Annotated in this window: 13 protein-coding genes; 7 read left to right on the top strand and 6 right to left on the bottom strand. The window is 39.0% G+C overall.

Features of this window, described 5'->3' with window-relative positions:
- Positions 1–32: 32 nt before the first annotated feature.
- A complete protein-coding gene (locus MHH61_RS11010; protein ID WP_125587089.1) occupies positions 33–1,199 on the bottom strand; it encodes a Gfo/Idh/MocA family protein in 1,167 nt (388 codons plus the stop codon).
- 348 nt (positions 1,200–1,547) lie between these two features.
- On the opposite strand from MHH61_RS11010, the gene MHH61_RS11005 reads away from it, so the two are divergent.
- From MHH61_RS11005 to MHH61_RS10990, 4 genes are all read left to right on the top strand, one after another.
- Positions 1,548–2,225 carry a GntR family transcriptional regulator gene (locus tag MHH61_RS11005; protein WP_125587090.1) on the top strand — a complete coding sequence of 226 codons (678 nt, stop codon included), beginning with the start codon at positions 1,548–1,550 and terminating at the stop codon, positions 2,223–2,225.
- An 18-nt stretch (positions 2,226–2,243) separates the two neighbouring features.
- Entirely contained in the window at positions 2,244–3,341 is a 1,098-nt protein-coding gene (gene uxuA / locus MHH61_RS11000; protein WP_125587091.1) for a mannonate dehydratase, read from the top strand.
- Positions 3,335–4,189, top strand: coding sequence for an SDR family oxidoreductase (locus MHH61_RS10995; protein ID WP_125587092.1), 855 nt, complete (start codon positions 3,335–3,337; stop codon positions 4,187–4,189). Before uxuA ends, MHH61_RS10995 begins: the two co-directional genes overlap by 7 nt.
- A gap of 84 nt (positions 4,190–4,273) precedes the next feature.
- Complete coding sequence (locus tag MHH61_RS10990) at positions 4,274–5,824, top strand: MFS transporter (protein WP_024427295.1); 1,551 nt, start codon at positions 4,274–4,276, stop codon at positions 5,822–5,824.
- Positions 5,825–5,914: 90 nt separating this feature from the next.
- Here MHH61_RS10990 and MHH61_RS10985 read toward each other — a convergent pair whose 3' ends face one another.
- Both MHH61_RS10985 and MHH61_RS10980 read right to left on the bottom strand, forming a co-directional pair.
- Positions 5,915–7,306, bottom strand: a complete 1,392-nt coding sequence (locus tag MHH61_RS10985; RefSeq protein ID WP_051149986.1) for an amino acid permease — start codon at positions 7,304–7,306, stop codon at positions 5,915–5,917.
- 356 nt (positions 7,307–7,662) lie between these two features.
- A complete protein-coding gene (locus MHH61_RS10980) occupies positions 7,663–8,277 on the bottom strand; it encodes a dienelactone hydrolase family protein (protein WP_024424284.1) in 615 nt (204 codons plus the stop codon).
- 313 nt (positions 8,278–8,590) lie between these two features.
- On the opposite strand from MHH61_RS10980, the gene tcyA reads away from it, so the two are divergent.
- Genes tcyA through MHH61_RS10965 form a run of 3 tightly spaced genes read left to right on the top strand, consistent with a single transcriptional unit; the run spans position 8,591 to position 10,841 of the window.
- Complete coding sequence (gene tcyA, locus MHH61_RS10975) at positions 8,591–9,406, top strand: cystine ABC transporter substrate-binding lipoprotein TcyA (RefSeq protein WP_024424285.1); 816 nt, start codon at positions 8,591–8,593, stop codon at positions 9,404–9,406.
- Complete coding sequence (locus MHH61_RS10970) at positions 9,393–10,085, top strand: amino acid ABC transporter permease (RefSeq protein WP_024424286.1); 693 nt, start codon at positions 9,393–9,395, stop codon at positions 10,083–10,085. Before tcyA ends, MHH61_RS10970 begins: the two co-directional genes overlap by 14 nt.
- A gap of 12 nt (positions 10,086–10,097) precedes the next feature.
- Positions 10,098–10,841, top strand: coding sequence for an amino acid ABC transporter ATP-binding protein (locus MHH61_RS10965; RefSeq protein ID WP_024424287.1), 744 nt, complete (start codon positions 10,098–10,100; stop codon positions 10,839–10,841).
- Positions 10,842–10,880: 39 nt separating this feature from the next.
- On the opposite strand, the gene MHH61_RS10960 is transcribed toward MHH61_RS10965, so the two are convergent.
- The 3 genes from MHH61_RS10960 to MHH61_RS10950 all read right to left on the bottom strand — a co-directional run bounded on the left by MHH61_RS10960 (position 10,881) and on the right by MHH61_RS10950 (position 15,433).
- Entirely contained in the window at positions 10,881–11,165 is a 285-nt protein-coding gene (locus MHH61_RS10960; protein WP_024427292.1) for an AbrB/MazE/SpoVT family DNA-binding domain-containing protein, read from the bottom strand.
- Between the two features lie 98 nt (positions 11,166–11,263).
- Complete coding sequence (locus tag MHH61_RS10955) at positions 11,264–11,824, bottom strand: class D sortase (RefSeq protein WP_024427291.1); 561 nt, start codon at positions 11,822–11,824, stop codon at positions 11,264–11,266.
- Positions 11,825–11,830: 6 nt separating this feature from the next.
- Entirely contained in the window at positions 11,831–15,433 is a 3,603-nt protein-coding gene (locus MHH61_RS10950) for an isopeptide-forming domain-containing fimbrial protein (RefSeq protein ID WP_125587093.1), read from the bottom strand.
- Between the last annotated feature and the right edge of the window lie 400 nt (positions 15,434–15,833).

Below are 15,833 nucleotides of genomic sequence, written 5' to 3'. Positions count from 1 at the left end.
AGTTTATTTTTAATAATTTAATAACGTTAGACTCATAGTTTCTCGTAATTTCCTCCAACGGTTATCGTATCGTCTGAAAAATTTTCTACACTGCTTTGTTTTTCATAAAAATGCTTAACGTTCGCGAGCATTCCTTCACGTGTATAAAAAGGATCGTCTGCTAAAAGAGGAAGCTTCACATGAACACCTTGGTTTGCAGATTTATAGATGGCTGTAATAAGTTCTAGTGTTTTTCTTCCTTCTGTTCCATCAATTAAAAGCTTCTGGTTACCCTTGATAGCCATTAAAAAATTATTTATTTGTCCTTTATGCCCTTCAAATAGTAATTCCGGATATTGATGAAAAGCTTCCTGAATACGATTTTCTAAATCCTCATCATTTTTCTCTTGAGGAAACCCATTTTCTTTAGCTATTTGAGCATTTACTTTCCATGGGACAGATACTCTAGCTTTTTCACCTTGAAAAATCAATTGTTGTTCTTCTCCATGATGAACAACAGAACTGGTTACTTGTGCTAAGCTACCATTTCCATAGCGAAGTACAGCAATAGAAAGGTCTTCAACCTCTGCATTATCATGCAAGGTATTACTAGTTGCTGCAAAAATGTCAGTCGGCAATCCTAACATCCATTGCAACATATCAATATGATGGACAGCATGATTAAGTGTACAACCTCCACCTTCTTTTTCCCATGTACCGCGCCACCATAAATCATAATAACTATGACCACGCCACCAAAAAGAATCAACTTGAGTATGAGCGATTTTTCCAATTAGGTTTTGATCAAGGACATGTTTTAATCTCATAATGGGCGTCATAAACCTGTTTTGAGCAACAACAGATAAAAGCTTTTGGCTTTCAATAGATGCTTTTATCATTTCGTCACATTCTTTTAGAGAAGAAGCCATAGGTTTTTCTACTAAAACATGTTTGCCTGCTTTAAGAAAATCGATGGCAATGGTTGCGTGCATATAAGGAGGTGTACAAATGGAAACGGCATCAATCGTAGGATCATTCAATAATTCTTGGTAGTTAGCGACAACTCGTGCTTCCAGGTTATATTTTGTTGCTGCAGACATTGCTTTTTCAGGATAAATATCAGCTAAAGCTACAATTTTACTGATTTCAGGCATTGCAAGATAAGCCTCGATATGGGCAGTTGCAATAGATCCAGTTCCTATAATGGCGATGTTGGACATATCAATCTTTCCCTTCTGCAATAAGATAAATTTTCACTTCTAATAATGAGATAGCGCTTTCAAAAAACTGAATAATTCACCTAGCTGATAGATCAGAGTACCGTTCGTTTTATTAATATTCTAGTTATACTAGTATGGTAGCTCAAAAACATTATAACTTAATCTTTTTGAATTTTGTATAGTTTTTTGAATTTTCTTTTTAATATCCCCCACTTTTATGATTGATTATGGCTTACATAGTGGAATCATCAAGAGATGCTCACAGTGAAGTATTCAGAAAAATGAAATTAATGGCTACCATTCTAATCTACTTGTATGGTAGTATGTTAGAGAAAGGAGATTAGAATAATGAATATTGATTTTAAAAACCAAAACCTCTCTACGAGGGAACAAGTTTACAATATGCTAAAAGATCAAATATTAAGCCTGAAGCTTCCACCTGGGACAAATATTTCTGAAAAAGAAATATCCGTTCAATTTAATGTTAGTCGAACTCCTGTAAGAGAAAGCTTTTTAAAATTATCTCAAGAAGGATTATTAAGTATCTATCCTCAACGAGGTACTTTTGTTTCTTTAATTGATTTGAACCTTGTGGAGGAAGCACGGTTTATGCGAGAACATCTCGAGAAGGCAGTGATTAGACTAGCCTGTCAGGGATTTTCTGAAGAGCTGATTAATGATTTAGATATGAATTTAAGTATGCAAAAAATTTGCGTTAAGAAAAAAGACTATAAAAAAATGTTTGAATTAGATGAGGAGTTTCATAGAACTATTTTCAAACGGTGTAAAAAAGAAAAAACATGGTTAGTTATTCAACAGATGAATGTACACTTTAATAGGAGTCGCATGTTAAGGCTAGTAACAGATTATAATTGGGATAATATTCTTTCCCAACATGTGGATATATTCAAAGCTATACAAGATCAAGATGCTGATAAAGCTGAAAAAATCATGGAAGAGCATTTGAAAATTGCACTTGTTGATAAAGAATTATTGAAGAAAGAATATCCAAATTATTTTAAATAACATTAGGGGTGATGGTAGATGAGGATGACATTCAGATGGTTTGGAGAAGGAAACGATACGATCACACTGGAACAAATAAAGCAGATTCCAGGAGTGGAAGGAATTGTTTGGGCACTGCATGATGTGCCCGTAGGAGAAGAGTGGCCAATAGAAAGAATGTTAGAAATGAAAAAATTAGCTGATAAACATAACCTTCATATTGAAGTAGTTGAAAGCGTGAATGTTCATGAAGACATTAAGCTCGGACTTCCAACTAGAGATCGATACATAGAAAATTATAAGAAAACAATTCAGAAGCTAGCAAAGGTGGGTGTTAAAGTCATATGTTATAACTTTATGCCTGTCTTTGATTGGATCCGTACAGACTTAAATAAAACACTTTCTGATGGATCTACAGCTCTATTTTATGAACATAGTCGAATTAAAGATATTGATCCGAAAGAATTAGTAAATAAAATTAGTGAAAACTCCAGTTTAACCATGCCAGGTTGGGAACCAGAGCGGTTACATCACCTCCACCAACTTTTTGAAGCCTACAAAAATATAACAGAAGATGATTTATGGGCCAACTTGAAATATTTTTTAGATCAGATTATTCCAATTGCAGAACTTCATGATATTAAGATGGCTATTCATCCTGACGATCCACCTTGGCCTGTCTTTGGTCTACCGCGAATAGTAACTAACCAAAAAAACATCAGAAAAATTTTACAACTAAATAGCAGCCCATCTCATTGTATAACGCTCTGTACAGGATCTTTAGGAGCAAATTTAGAAAATGATTTAGTCTCTATGATTCACGAATTTATTGATAGAATACCATTTACTCATATAAGAAATGTACGTGTATATGATAACGGGGACTTTGTTGAAACATCGCATCGATCAAAAGATGGATCAGTAGACGTTTCAGCCATTATACATGCTTATTATGAAAGCGGATTCAAAGGTTATTGCAGACCCGATCATGGAAGACACATTTGGGATGAACAATGCAGGCCTGGATATGGTCTTTATGATAGAGCACTTGGAATTATGTATTTGTGGGGAGCTTGGGATGCTTTAAAAAATAAACAGTCTGTACGAAAAGAAGCAAAGGAGGAAGCTACATGGTAAACATACAAGAAAATAAAAATTTAGCTGGTAAAGTAGCTGTCATCACAGGAGGCAGTGGCGTACTTTGCAGCGCCATGGCAAAGGAACTTGCTAGACATGGCGTGTCTGTGGCTATTTTAAATAGAACAGTCGAAAAGGGCGAAAAGGTAGCCGAAGAAATTAACCTTATGGGTGGGAAAGCGATTGCGATTAAATGTGATGTTCTGAATAAAGATAGTGTGGAACAAGCCGAGAAGATTGTAACAGAGGAATTAGGCAATTGTACAATATTGATAAATGGAGCTGGTGGTAACCACTCCAGTGCAAATACAACCAACGAAATATTTCAAACAGAAGATCTTACTAATCCTAATGTAAATACTTTTTTTCATTTAAGTACAGATAGTGTACAAAATGTATTTGATTTAAATTTTATGGGGACTTTCATTCCTACACAAATTTTCACTAAACATATGGTTTATCAAAAGGGAGCAGTTGTCATCAACATGTCATCTATGAGTGCCCCTTCTCCAATGACCAAAGTGCCTGCTTATAGCGCGGCAAAAGCAGCAATTGAAAATTTCACCAAATGGTTAGCTGTTCATATGGCTGAGGCAGGAATTAGAGTAAATGCTATTGCACCGGGCTTCTTTTTAACCTCACAAAATAAAAAACTTCTCCTAAATGAAGATGGAGATTATACAGAGAGGTCTTATAAGATTATTTCGAACACACCAATGAGAAGGTTTGGTACGCCAGAAGATCTTCTTGGTACCCTATTATGGCTTGTTGATGATCATATGTCAGCATTTGTTACCGGCGTGACAATTCCTGTTGATGGAGGTTTTATGGCGTATTCAGGTGTTTAATATTTTTATTTTTTTCCTTGTCATACATCTTTATTTTATATGTTTTTTTAAATTTATAAGTAGGCTTGGAAAGGAGAAATAAGAATGCAGACTGAGAATAGGAAACTAACACTCAAAAATTATATTGGTTATGGAACAATGGATTTATTTGGAGGGGGAGCATTCGCTATAATAGGCGCATGGATGTTATATTTTTTCATTACATACTGCGGTCTTACCCCTGTTGAAGCAGGATCTATTATTGCAATTGCTCGTATTATTGATGCGATAGCAAGCCCAATTATGGGCCATATCACTGATAATTTTGGTCGTACAAAACTTGGGAAAAAATTTGGAAGACGCAGGTTCTTTTTGCTAGTTGGAAGCCCTTTGATGATTATTTATTCCCTTCTTTGGATTTCTGATATGAATTACTGGTACTATTTAACGGTTTATATTTTGTTAGAATTCCTTGCAGCAATGGTATTAATTCCATTTGAAACACTTGGAGCTGAAATGACGAATGATTTTAATGCACGGACCAAGCTCTCAACAATAAGATTAATCTATTCAGGACTAGGAACATTTTTAGCTACCTTTATTCCAGGCAGATTATTCGAAATATTCGGAAAAGATTCACCTCAAGTTTTTCTTTACAATGGGATTATCTTCACCTTTATTTTTATGGCTGCATTATTAATTACACATAGAACAACATGGGAACGTAAAATAGAAGAAGACATGATAGAACCTGATGGTGTAGAAAAAGTACCTGCTATAGAATCCATCAAAAAAGTCATCATTGACTTAACATCTACTTTTAGAATAAGAAGTTTCCGTCAGCACCTCACGATGTATATTTGTTCGTTTACAGCCATGGATATTTTAAACGCTGTCTTTGTCTACTTTGTTGTGTTTTCTTTAAATAAAGATGCAGTGCTGGCAGCTGATTTATTATCTATTGGTTCATTACTTCAAATGGTATGTACAATATTGTTTGGTTGGCTCGTGATTAAAATAGGCCCTGCGCCATCTTTGAAAATATCTTATATTGCGATTATTACATGTATCAGCGGTTATATATTTTTATACTTCACACAACCAGCTTATATGATTATAGCGCTGTATGCTTTCTCTGTTATCTTAGGCATCGGAAAGAGTGGGTTATATTATATACCATGGAATATTTACACTTTCATTCCTGATGTAGATGAAATGGTCACTCGTAAAAGAAGAGAAGGAATATTTGCAGGTATTATGACGTTTACACGCAAAAGTACTACAGCTTTAGCCACATTTTTGGTAGGAGTTATTTTACAGGAAAGTGGATTCGTTGCAAGCGCGACGACACAGTCTACGACAGCAATAAATGGGATTGTAGGTATTCTGTTTTTCGGAACTGTAGGGCTAGTCGGTATTAGTTTAGTCATTTCATTTAAATTTAAATTATCTAAGAAAACTCATTCCATTATGATTAATGAAATTAATAGGTTAAAGAATAATGGTTCAATGGAACAGGCTGATGATGAAACGAGAAGTGTTTTGAAAGCGCTAACAGGATGGGATTACGAGAAGCTTTGGGGTAATAATAACGTAGGATATCAGAATAAGCGCCAACATTTTGAACAACAAGATTTTAAACAGGATATGAACTAACTTTTGTTGTTAGTTGCACTTCAAAAAAAAACACCTTCAGATTGATATCAGAGGTGTTTTTAAATATCTTACATTTAGTGTTTTTTGATTTTAAAACCGGATCTCATCATCTCCATGGATTTGCAGCTTCAGTGGCTCACTTTGTGCCTGATGCTTTTTCACATAGCGGTGATAGACAATATACCCAATGATCATGAGCGGTACACCGACATATAGCCCGATGCGCTGCTCTTGATCAAAGGCAAGGCTGACCAATACGATGGTATTCAGTGTGATCGCAATGATTGGCAGCACCGGATAAAGAGGCGTTTTAAATTTTAAGTTTTCCAGCTTTCCGCCTGCTTTCAAGTATTTTCTACGGAAAAGCAGCTGTGATAATGTAATCGTGATCCAGCCTGTCTGGGCACTCATGCCGGCAATGGACACGATCCAGGCAAAAACCGTTTTCTCTGCAAAAAACCCGGATAACAGCGAAATCCCTGTAAACAGGAACGTGAGCAGTAAGGCATTCATCGGAATACCGCGCTGATTGACGCGTCTAAACGCTTTTCCTGCCATTCCTTCCTTCGATAAGGAATACAGCATTCTCGTCGATGCATACAAGCCAGAGTTCGCAACAGATAATAAAGCAATGATAATGACAAAGTTCATGATGTCTGCCGCAAAAGGAATGCCCGTTCTCTCAAACACAGTAACAAATGGGCTTTGCAGCACACTAGCTTCCTTCCAAGGCACCATACCGGCTAAGACGAAAATCGATAAGACGAAAAAGACAAGTGTACGCCATACGGTCTGATGAATCGAGCGGGGAACGGTTTTCTCAGGGTTTTCACTTTCTCCTGCCGCAATCCCGATCAGCTCTGTTCCTTGAAACGAAAAATTTACTGTTATCATCGTAACCACAACAGCGAGCAGGCCATTTGGAAACAGCCCGTCACTCACAAAATGGCTGAAGTATGGGGCGGGTTCACCGCTCGTTGTTTCAATAAACCCAAACATCGCCGCTCCACCTACGCCAATAAAGAGTAAAATCGCAATAATCTTAATGGTGGAAAAGAAAAACTCCGACTCCCCGAACGCTTTCGCTGACCGGGCATTTAATAAGAAAAGACAGAGTCCGAATATGAGACACCAAATCCACACATCCACTTGCGGGAGCCAGCGCCTCATCAGCTGCCCTGCTGATAAGAACTCAAGGGCGACCGTTGCTGCCCAGCCGAGCCAATAAATCCAGCCGACAGCAAAACCTGCTGCAGGGCTGACAAATTTCGTCGCATACGTATGAAACGACCCCGACACAGGAAGTGCAACCGACAGCTCACCAAGACACAGCATGGTTAAATACATGATCAATCCGCCCACAATATATGAAAGAACAGCTCCGACTGGCCCTGCTTGTCCAATCGTATAGCCCGTTCCTAAGAAAAAGCCTGTCCCAATGACACCGCCAAGTGAAATCATAAATAAATGGCGGGAGGTCATCGCCCTTTTCAATTGTTCAGGCTGATTTTGTCCAACATCCACAATGATGCCCTCCTTCTTCTAAGATGCTCTGTTATCAAAACATGTCTCCATGTGATTCATTCCATTTTCAAAACAACCTACTAATTATACATCTTTTATAATAAATATGCTTCCTTCTATGGTCACTGTCTCAAAGTCTTTATTTTAGTAATGTTCGCACAACTATGTGGTGGATCAAACCATTTGATAGGATGCCATATATCTAAAATATTGCACAAAAAAACCAGCATGAAACTTTATCGTTGCACACTGGTTTCGTTTCATTCTTTTCAAGTCTCATTTTAGACAGTTCTTATGATCACTTTAGTCACAAGTCATTCTGCTTTTAACAAACACACTTTGATAAATTCATCTATTTTCTGAAAGCAGCGCTTTTTAGATTCAGCGTGAAAGGCCGCAGAATATGAATTGGCGAATCCATGCTCACCCTCTACTATTGTCACGCAAAGCTTTTCCTTTTTCTCCAAAACACTCGCAATCTCCCTTGGATGAAAGGATGCTTCGATCTCCGGGAAAAATAACAGCGTTTTGCAGGCGGGCACAAGATCGACGTCATCTCTGATCCTTGAACCATAAAATCCAATAACTCCTCTAAACAGCTGATCATTTTGGCTGCATCGCCAGGCAATTGTTGCCCCCACACTAAAACCTAGCAGAAATATGTCTATCGCGGCATTCTTCGTTTTTAACTCTTTTGCCAGATTCAGTACACTCTTTACCGGCTTATCAAAACCAACTTTATTCATAAAGTAGTCGTAAGCCTCATTTTCACTGACATAAGGGAAGTGCTTCGCCTGTCCCAATAAATGAGGACAATAAACCTCAAAACCAGCTGTGTCGAAATAATGGATCATACTCTTCATATGATCATTTATTCCGTATATTTCGTGTATTAAGATCATGACAGGTTTTTGTTTCGATGTATGCAAATGTTCACACTTCCCTTTTGTTTCTTAGAAGTCAATTGAATCGATTGGAAAATTTCGTTGGGATGATCATTGCATATTTTACCCGAATCGTTTATCTAACGTTCCTCCAATCAAATCATCTTAATCATCTTGAACTTGTGATTGGTTTTATTCACCTTTTAACTTGGGTATAGTTCTATCGTTTGTCCGTTCGACCGTTTGAGGGCATAAAGTTGGTGAGATTCGCTCAAGCTAGTTTCAAATGCTTTACTTTTAGGTTGCTTCTCTGTAAGATCATATGTTGTAAATACCAACAAGAAAAGTGGGGAATAAAATGAAAAAAATGTTCTTTGCCATTATTTTAGGCGTTTGTGTTGCATTGATCACGGCATGTGGATCTGGTGCAAGCGACAACGCGAATAAACAATCTGGGTCTAAGGAATCAGGAGACCTTTGGAAATCCATTCAGGATAAAGGTGTATTAACCATCGGAACAGAGGGAACTTATGCTCCTTTCACCTTCCATGACAAAAAGACAGATAAATTAACTGGCTATGATGTAGAAGTCATCACAGAGGTAGCAAAACGCCTTGACTTAAAACCTGAATTCAAAGAAACACAATGGGACAGTATGTTTGCTGGACTGAATGCAAAACGTTTTGACGTGGTAGCAAACCAAGTTGGGAAAACTGGACGTGAAAATCAATATGATTTCTCTGATAAATACACGACTTCTCAAGCTATTGTTGTGACAAAATCAGATAACAACGACATCAAGAAGCTATCGGATGTCAAAGGCAAAAAAGCAGCACAATCGTTAACAAGTAACTACAATAAACTAGCAACAGATGCTGGCGCTAAGATTGAAGGCGTTGAAGGTCTTGCACAATCCATTCAATTGATTCAGCAAGGACGTGCTGATCTAACGTTCAATGACAAATTAGCTGTATTAAATTACTTGAAAACAAGCGGTAACAAAAACCTAAAAGTTGCATTTGAAACAGGAGATCCTCAAGAAACGTATTTCGCATTCAGAAAAGGCAGCGGCGAAGTCGTTGACAAAGTGAATGGCGCATTAAAAGAAATGAAGAAAGACGGTACACTTGCTAAGATTTCTAAGAAATGGTTTGGTGAAGATGTTACAAAATAATATCCTAGGAGTCGTCATTCCTTGGGATCTTCTTCAGCAATCTTTTTGGCCAATGGTGATGCAGGGGATTTATTATACAATTCCCCTCGCCATCATTGCCTTTATTATTGGTATTTTTATCGCGCTTGTGACAGCTCTTGCTAGAATGTCTAAGATTAAAGCCCTCAGATGGATTTTCTCCATCTATGTGTCGGCCGTTCGCGGAACGCCGCTTTTTGTGCAATTGTTTATTATTTTCTATTTCTTTCCGACATTTAATATCACACTTGATCCATATCCAAGTGCCATTATTGCTTTTTCTTTAAACGTAGGTGCGTATGCGTCGGAAATTATCCGTGCATCTGTCCTGTCTGTTCCAAAAGGACAATGGGAAGCTGGTTATTCAATCGGAATGACGCATCGCAAAACGCTCGTCCGCGTGATTTTACCGCAGGCTGTGCGTGTATCGATTCCACCGCTCTCTAATTCATTTATTAGTTTGGTGAAGGATACATCCCTTGCCTCCCAAATTCTCGTGGCAGAGATGTTCCGTAAATCACAGGAAATTGCTGCGGCAAACTTGGATCAAATCTTGTTTATTTATATGGAAGCAGCCCTCATCTATTGGGTATTCTGCTTCATTCTATCGCTCGTTCAGCATCAAATTGAAAAACGACTTGATCGATATGTCGCAAGGTAAGGAGGGAACGACATGCTAACAGTCAAAGGTCTCAAGAAATCCTTTGGTGAAAACGAAATATTAAAGTCGATTGATTTTTCGATCAACAAAGGGCAGGTTGTGGCCATTCTCGGTCCATCTGGTTCAGGAAAAACAACGATGCTTCGCTGTTTAAATGCACTTGAAATACCAAATGGCGGCTCCTTTACCTTCGATGATTTCTCGATTGATTTTTCGAAAAAAAATAAATCAGCTGATCTCCTGAAGTTACGCCGGAAATCAGGAATGGTGTTTCAGGATTATCACCTGTTTCCTCACCGTACAGTGCTTGAAAATGTGATGGAAGGTCCTGTTCAGGTGCAGCGCCGTCCAAAGGAAACGGTTCGAAAGGAAGCCATTCAGCTCTTGCAAAAGGTCGGTCTTGAGGATAAAAAGGATCTGTATCCATTCCAGCTCTCAGGCGGTCAAAAGCAGCGTGTCGGGATTGCCCGTGCACTTGCCATTCAGCCAGAGCTCATGCTTTTTGATGAACCAACCTCTGCGCTTGACCCTGAGCTTGTCGGGGAAGTCTTAAAGGTCATGAAGGATCTAGCGAAGGAAGGCTGGACCATGGCAGTTGTCACACATGAAATCAAGTTTGCCCAAGAAGTAGCAGACGAAGTGATTTTTATTGATGGCGGCGTCATCGTCGAACAAGGTCCCCCGGAAGAAATCTTCAAACGACCAAAGGAAGAACGAACAAAACAATTCTTAAACCGGATATTAAATCCAGTATGATGAAAAAAGGCTGTTCTCACGTGGTGAGGACAGCCTTTTTTATATCTCTTTTTGCAGGCGAAGTGCCAGTAAATCTTGCAGAAGCAGTCTCGCTCCCTCTGGACTGATAACTAGCCCGCCGGATAGCACCTTATTGGAACACGTCACTTGTCCTGTTACGATGCAAGGTTTGTCCTGCCAATACGGCTTCATCACAATTTGGTCTTCTTCTCGATAAATCTCCATAAAATCTTGCGGATGAATGTTCAACCGTTTTCTCATCTCTGTCGGCAGGACGATTCTTCCAAATTTATCTATATATTTAACATAATCGTTATTTAACAAATTGCCCCCTCCTGCATCTCTAGATATGATATAAAAGATTCCCTCTTTATGAAGGGATTAAGCGATCAAATCGGTTAATCTGCAGGCTGTTCCAGTGACTAAATACGCTTCCCATATATGATATATCTGTTTGGTGCAGGACCAATATAGGAAAAAGGGTAACATGTGGTGAGGACAAGTTCTTCCTTTTCCTGTTGTAAAGTAATAATTGTTTGATCATCTTTCTTCACTATCTTTGTTTTCTCGATTTCATAGACAAAACGTCCATATGAAAGCTCGATAATCAATTGATCTCCCTTCACAAGTTCTCCTGTTCGTCTAAACACCGTATCACGATGCCCTGATAGAACGATTTGTCCGTGCTCGTTTGGAAAATAACTCTCGTGAAAGTGACCAACGCCTTTTGCTAAATCATCTGCTTCTGTTCCTTCTACAATCGGTAACTCAGCTTTTAGCTTTGGGATGTGCAAAAGCCCAATCGCTTCACCAGTCTGCGGCGCAAAAGGGGAATCTGTTTGCCCCTTTTGCTGAATGGCTGCTTGTGCAGACTGAAATGACTGATCTACTTCTTTTTGTCCATCAACGATATTCAAATATCCTACAATCGCAAGACAAAGCCCTGCTATGATCATTATCGCTGAGATGAATTTTTGAAACATGACTGGTTATCCGTTTCTTTTTCTTCTATTCCAAAAAATCAGGGCTGCACCTATTAATACGAGTGCAAATCCTGCTAGTAAAAGGTTGTACATCGCAGTTGCAGTATTCGGAAGATGATGTCCAGGTGTATCCTGTTGTGGATCAGAAGGTTGATCTGGATTTGCTGGCACTTCTGGCACATTCGGTGGTTCTACTGTCGTTGAGTTTTCAGGTTTGTCTGGTTCATCTACATTCTCACCCTTCACGACTCCAATATTTTGAATGGTTTTACCTTCAGATCCTTTGACAGCCTTCGCCTCAAACGTTACGGTATGCCAATCGTTATCTTTGATATCGCCAAATTGACCAGTTACTTTGCCTTTTGTGTAATCTCCGTTGTCGTCATCTTTTGCATCTGTGACGGTTTGTCCATCTACTTTTAATGAATCTTCGACATATTGAAGACCTTCCGGCAGCTTATCTGTGATGACTAGATCTTTGATGACACTGTCTTCTACACTATTTTTTGTTTTGATGGTGTAAAGAAGAGTGTCGCCTGCCTGTACTTGTTTTTCATCTGTATTGCCTTCTGCTTTTTGAGAGATTTCAGATGTTTTCTCTGATTCAAGCTTTGGATCTCTTGGTCCAATTTTTGTTTCGGTCGTTGGTTCATCTGGCGGTGTGTTTTCGCCTGTTACTTTCGCTGTGTTTTGAATGCTTTTACCTGATTGGCCTTTAGCGACTTTCGCTTCAAAGGTCACTGTATGCCAGTCCGTATCTTTGATATCGCCAATTTGACCGGTTACTGTGCCTTTTGTGTAGTCTCCGTTGTCGTCATCTTTTGCATCTGTAACAACTTGTCCATCTACTTTTAATGACCCTTCGACATATTGAAGACCTTCTGGCAATTCATCGGAAATCACGAGATTGTTGACGATGCTGTCTTCTTCAAGGTTCTTTGTTTTGATTGTATACAGAAGGGTATCGCCTACCTGTGGTGTCTTTTTATCTGTGTTGCCCTCTGCCTTCTTTTGAATGTCCGCTGATTTTTCTGATGCTAGTTTTGGGTCACGAGGGTAAATTTTTGTTTCTGTTGTTGGCTCTTCTGGCGGTGTGTTTTCGCCTGTGACGCTGGCTGTGTTTTGAATGTCTTGACCAGCCTGTCCCTTTTCAACTGTTACTTCAAACGTCACCGTGTGCCAGTCCGTATCCTTCACATCACCAAAAGAACCTGTAACCTTTCCATCTGTGTAGTCTCCGCTATCGTCGTCTTTTACATCCGTGACAGATTCTCCATCAACCTGAAGAGATCCCGTGACATACTTCAGTCCTTTTGGTAATTGATCTGAGATTACTAGATTTTCAACAAGGCTGTCTTCTATCGTGTTTTTTGTTTTAATTGTATAAAGAAGGGTATCGCCTACTTCTGGGTGTTTCTCATCTTTGTTACCTTCTGCTTTTTTCTGCAAGACCGCTGATTTTTCTGATTCAAGCTTTGGATCACGCGGATAGATTTCTGTTTTTGTTGTCGGCTTATCCGGCGGTGTGTTGCCGCCTGTGACATTGGCTGTATTTTGAATGTCTTTACCAGATTGTCCTTTTTCAACCGTCACTTCAAACGTCACCGTATGCCAATCTGTATCCTTAATGTCGCCAAATTGTCCTGAAACGGTTCCGTTTGTAAAGTCTCCGTTATCGTCATCCTTTGCGTCTGTGACTGTATCTCCATCCACCTGTAGTGAATTCGGTACATACGCCAATCCTTCCGGCAGTTCATCTGAGATCACTAAGTTTTCAACGAGACTGTCTTCTTTCGTATTCTTTGTTTTAATTGTATAAAGAAGAGTGTCACCAACCTCTGGATGCTTCTCATCTGTGTTACCTTCTGCTTTTTTCTGCAAGACGGCTGATTTTTCAGAGGTCAGCTTCGGGTCACGCGGATAAATTTCTACATTCGTTGTCGGTTCATCTGGCGGTGTGTTGCCGCTTGTGACATTGGCTGTATTTTGAATGTCTTTGCCTGCCTGCCCTTTGTTAATCGTCACTTCGAACGTCACTGTATGCCATTTTGCATCTTTCACTTCACCGAACGTTCCAGTGACAGTTCCGTCTGTCATATCACCGTTGTCATCATCTTTTGTATCTGTGACTGGATTTCCATCTATCTGTAGAGAATTTGGTACATATGATAACCCTTGAGGTAACTTGTCAGAAATCACCAGATCTTCAATGACGCTGTCTTCAACAGCATTACGGGCTTGAATGGTATACAGTAATGTGTCGCCTACTTCTGGATGCTTCTCATCTGTGTTACCTTCTGCTTTTTTCTGTAAGACGGCTGATTTTTCTGATTCAAGCTTTGGGTCACGCGGGTAAATTTCTATGTTTGTTGTTGGTGTGTCCGGTGGTGTGTTTTCCCCTTTGACATTCGCGGTATTTTGAATATCTTTTCCTGCCTGACCTTTGCCTACCGTCGCTTCAAATGTCACTGTGTGCCAATCGGTATCTTTCACGTCACCTATTTGACCTAAAACAGTGCCGTTTGTATAATCACCTTTGTCTTGATCTTTTGCATCTGTTACGCTTGTTCCATCCACCTTAAGCGACCCTGACACATACGTTAAGCTGCTTGGCAGGTTATCAGATATGATCAGATTTTTGACAATACCATATTGCACGGTATTTTTTGCTTTAATTGTATAAAGTAACGTGTCGCCTACTTCTGGATGCTTCTCATCTGTGTTGCCCTCTGCTTTTTTCTGTAAGATAACTGATTTTTCAGATTCAAGCTCTGGAGGATATGGATCAAATTCTGGCTTTACTCGTGATGCTAAGTCGTAAGATAATGAATCACCTACAGTGCCCATATATGTTGTACTTAATGTTTTCGCATCAAGTGTAAAAAGAGTGGAATGGCCAATGGATTCATTTAACCCTGACTGTAATAGCATTTGTCCATTTGGCAAGAAGCTAATCCCCCGAACGCCTCCGTCAATCGTTTTGCCATCCGCATTTTTAATTGGAATGACACGAATGACTTCTGCTGTATCAGGGTTCATTTGCGCAATGGCTCCACTGCCATTTGATGCGAACCAAAGATAGCCGTCCTTATCAACGACAAGATCTCCGCCAACGCCAGAGCCAATGTCATAGCCTACAATTTTTTTGGCCGTTTTTTTCTTCGTAACTAAATCGTATGTTCCAAGGAAATACTCACCATTAGAAGCGTAAGAATAGATATATTTATCTTGATACACAACGGCATTAGAAGCACCTTCTGGTAATTGGGCTACACTCTCTGCTTGTCCTGATGTCGCATTTATTTTATATAGAGTAGGGGTAGTGCTATTCGCAAATGCATACATAACATTTTCTCGATCACTTACAGCAACACCATTCACTGCACCTATATCGATTCCCTTCACCTGTACACTAGCTTTTACATTTGTTGGATTATTTCCATCAAGTTGCTGAAGAACTAGCGGCCTACTCCCAATAATATATGAATCCGTGTTATTGACAACCACCGTCCCAGCGGCTTTCGTAACAGCTGGTGAGACCGTTAATAAATTTCCAACGATCAGCACCAATATAAGAAATAATTGACTCGTTCTTTTTAATATATTCATTTTTTGACCTCCCCTTTTTCCTGCTTCATTTCATAATGGTATGTACCAGTTCACCTCCCACACTTTGGTAAAGAATATCAGTAACATTTGAAATGCCTCAACATGACTAAATGACTATTTTCGACAAAAATAGACTTTTAGAACTATACACCTCTCGTCATTTGATCTGTCTATGTTTTTTCCAAAAAAATAGCCTTTTTTCATCTTAAATCCCCTCATATATCTATCTTTATAAACAGGTCTTATGATGTGAATTACATACAATCCTTTCTATTTAAAGATAAATATTCTTTAATTGGGTGTAGATTATTTTTTTGGCAAAATATATTGAATTATTTTCTTTTTTTCTTAAAGATAGGAAATTAATGGCTTGGTTTGTCAAAAAAAACAATCCGAAAGT

This window comes from Bacillus sp. FSL K6-3154, from assembly GCF_040869395.1.
Taxonomy (GTDB): Bacteria; Bacillota; Bacilli; order Bacillales; family Bacillaceae; genus Bacillus; species Bacillus safensis.
This window is presented reverse-complemented; position numbering and strand designations above follow the sequence as displayed.

What these genes read in the sequence shown, in the direction of transcription:
- MHH61_RS11010 (WP_125587089.1), bottom strand. Translation starts at nt 1,199, where the DNA reads ATGTCCAACATCGCCATTATAGGAACTGGATCTATTGCAACTGCCCAT.
- MHH61_RS11005 (WP_125587090.1), top strand. Translation starts at nt 1,548, where the DNA reads ATGAATATTGATTTTAAAAACCAAAACCTCTCTACGAGGGAACAAGTT.
- uxuA (WP_125587091.1), top strand. Translation starts at nt 2,244, where the DNA reads ATGAGGATGACATTCAGATGGTTTGGAGAAGGAAACGATACGATCACA.
- MHH61_RS10995 (WP_125587092.1), top strand. Translation starts at nt 3,335, where the DNA reads ATGGTAAACATACAAGAAAATAAAAATTTAGCTGGTAAAGTAGCTGTC.
- MHH61_RS10990 (WP_024427295.1), top strand. Translation starts at nt 4,274, where the DNA reads ATGCAGACTGAGAATAGGAAACTAACACTCAAAAATTATATTGGTTAT.
- MHH61_RS10985 (WP_051149986.1), bottom strand. Translation starts at nt 7,306, where the DNA reads ATGACCTCCCGCCATTTATTTATGATTTCACTTGGCGGTGTCATTGGG.
- tcyA (WP_024424285.1), top strand. Translation starts at nt 8,591, where the DNA reads ATGAAAAAAATGTTCTTTGCCATTATTTTAGGCGTTTGTGTTGCATTG.
- MHH61_RS10970 (WP_024424286.1), top strand. Translation starts at nt 9,393, where the DNA reads ATGTTACAAAATAATATCCTAGGAGTCGTCATTCCTTGGGATCTTCTT.
- MHH61_RS10965 (WP_024424287.1), top strand. Translation starts at nt 10,098, where the DNA reads ATGCTAACAGTCAAAGGTCTCAAGAAATCCTTTGGTGAAAACGAAATA.
- MHH61_RS10955 (WP_024427291.1), bottom strand. Translation starts at nt 11,824, where the DNA reads ATGTTTCAAAAATTCATCTCAGCGATAATGATCATAGCAGGGCTTTGT.
- MHH61_RS10950 (WP_125587093.1), bottom strand. Translation starts at nt 15,433, where the DNA reads ATGAATATATTAAAAAGAACGAGTCAATTATTTCTTATATTGGTGCTG.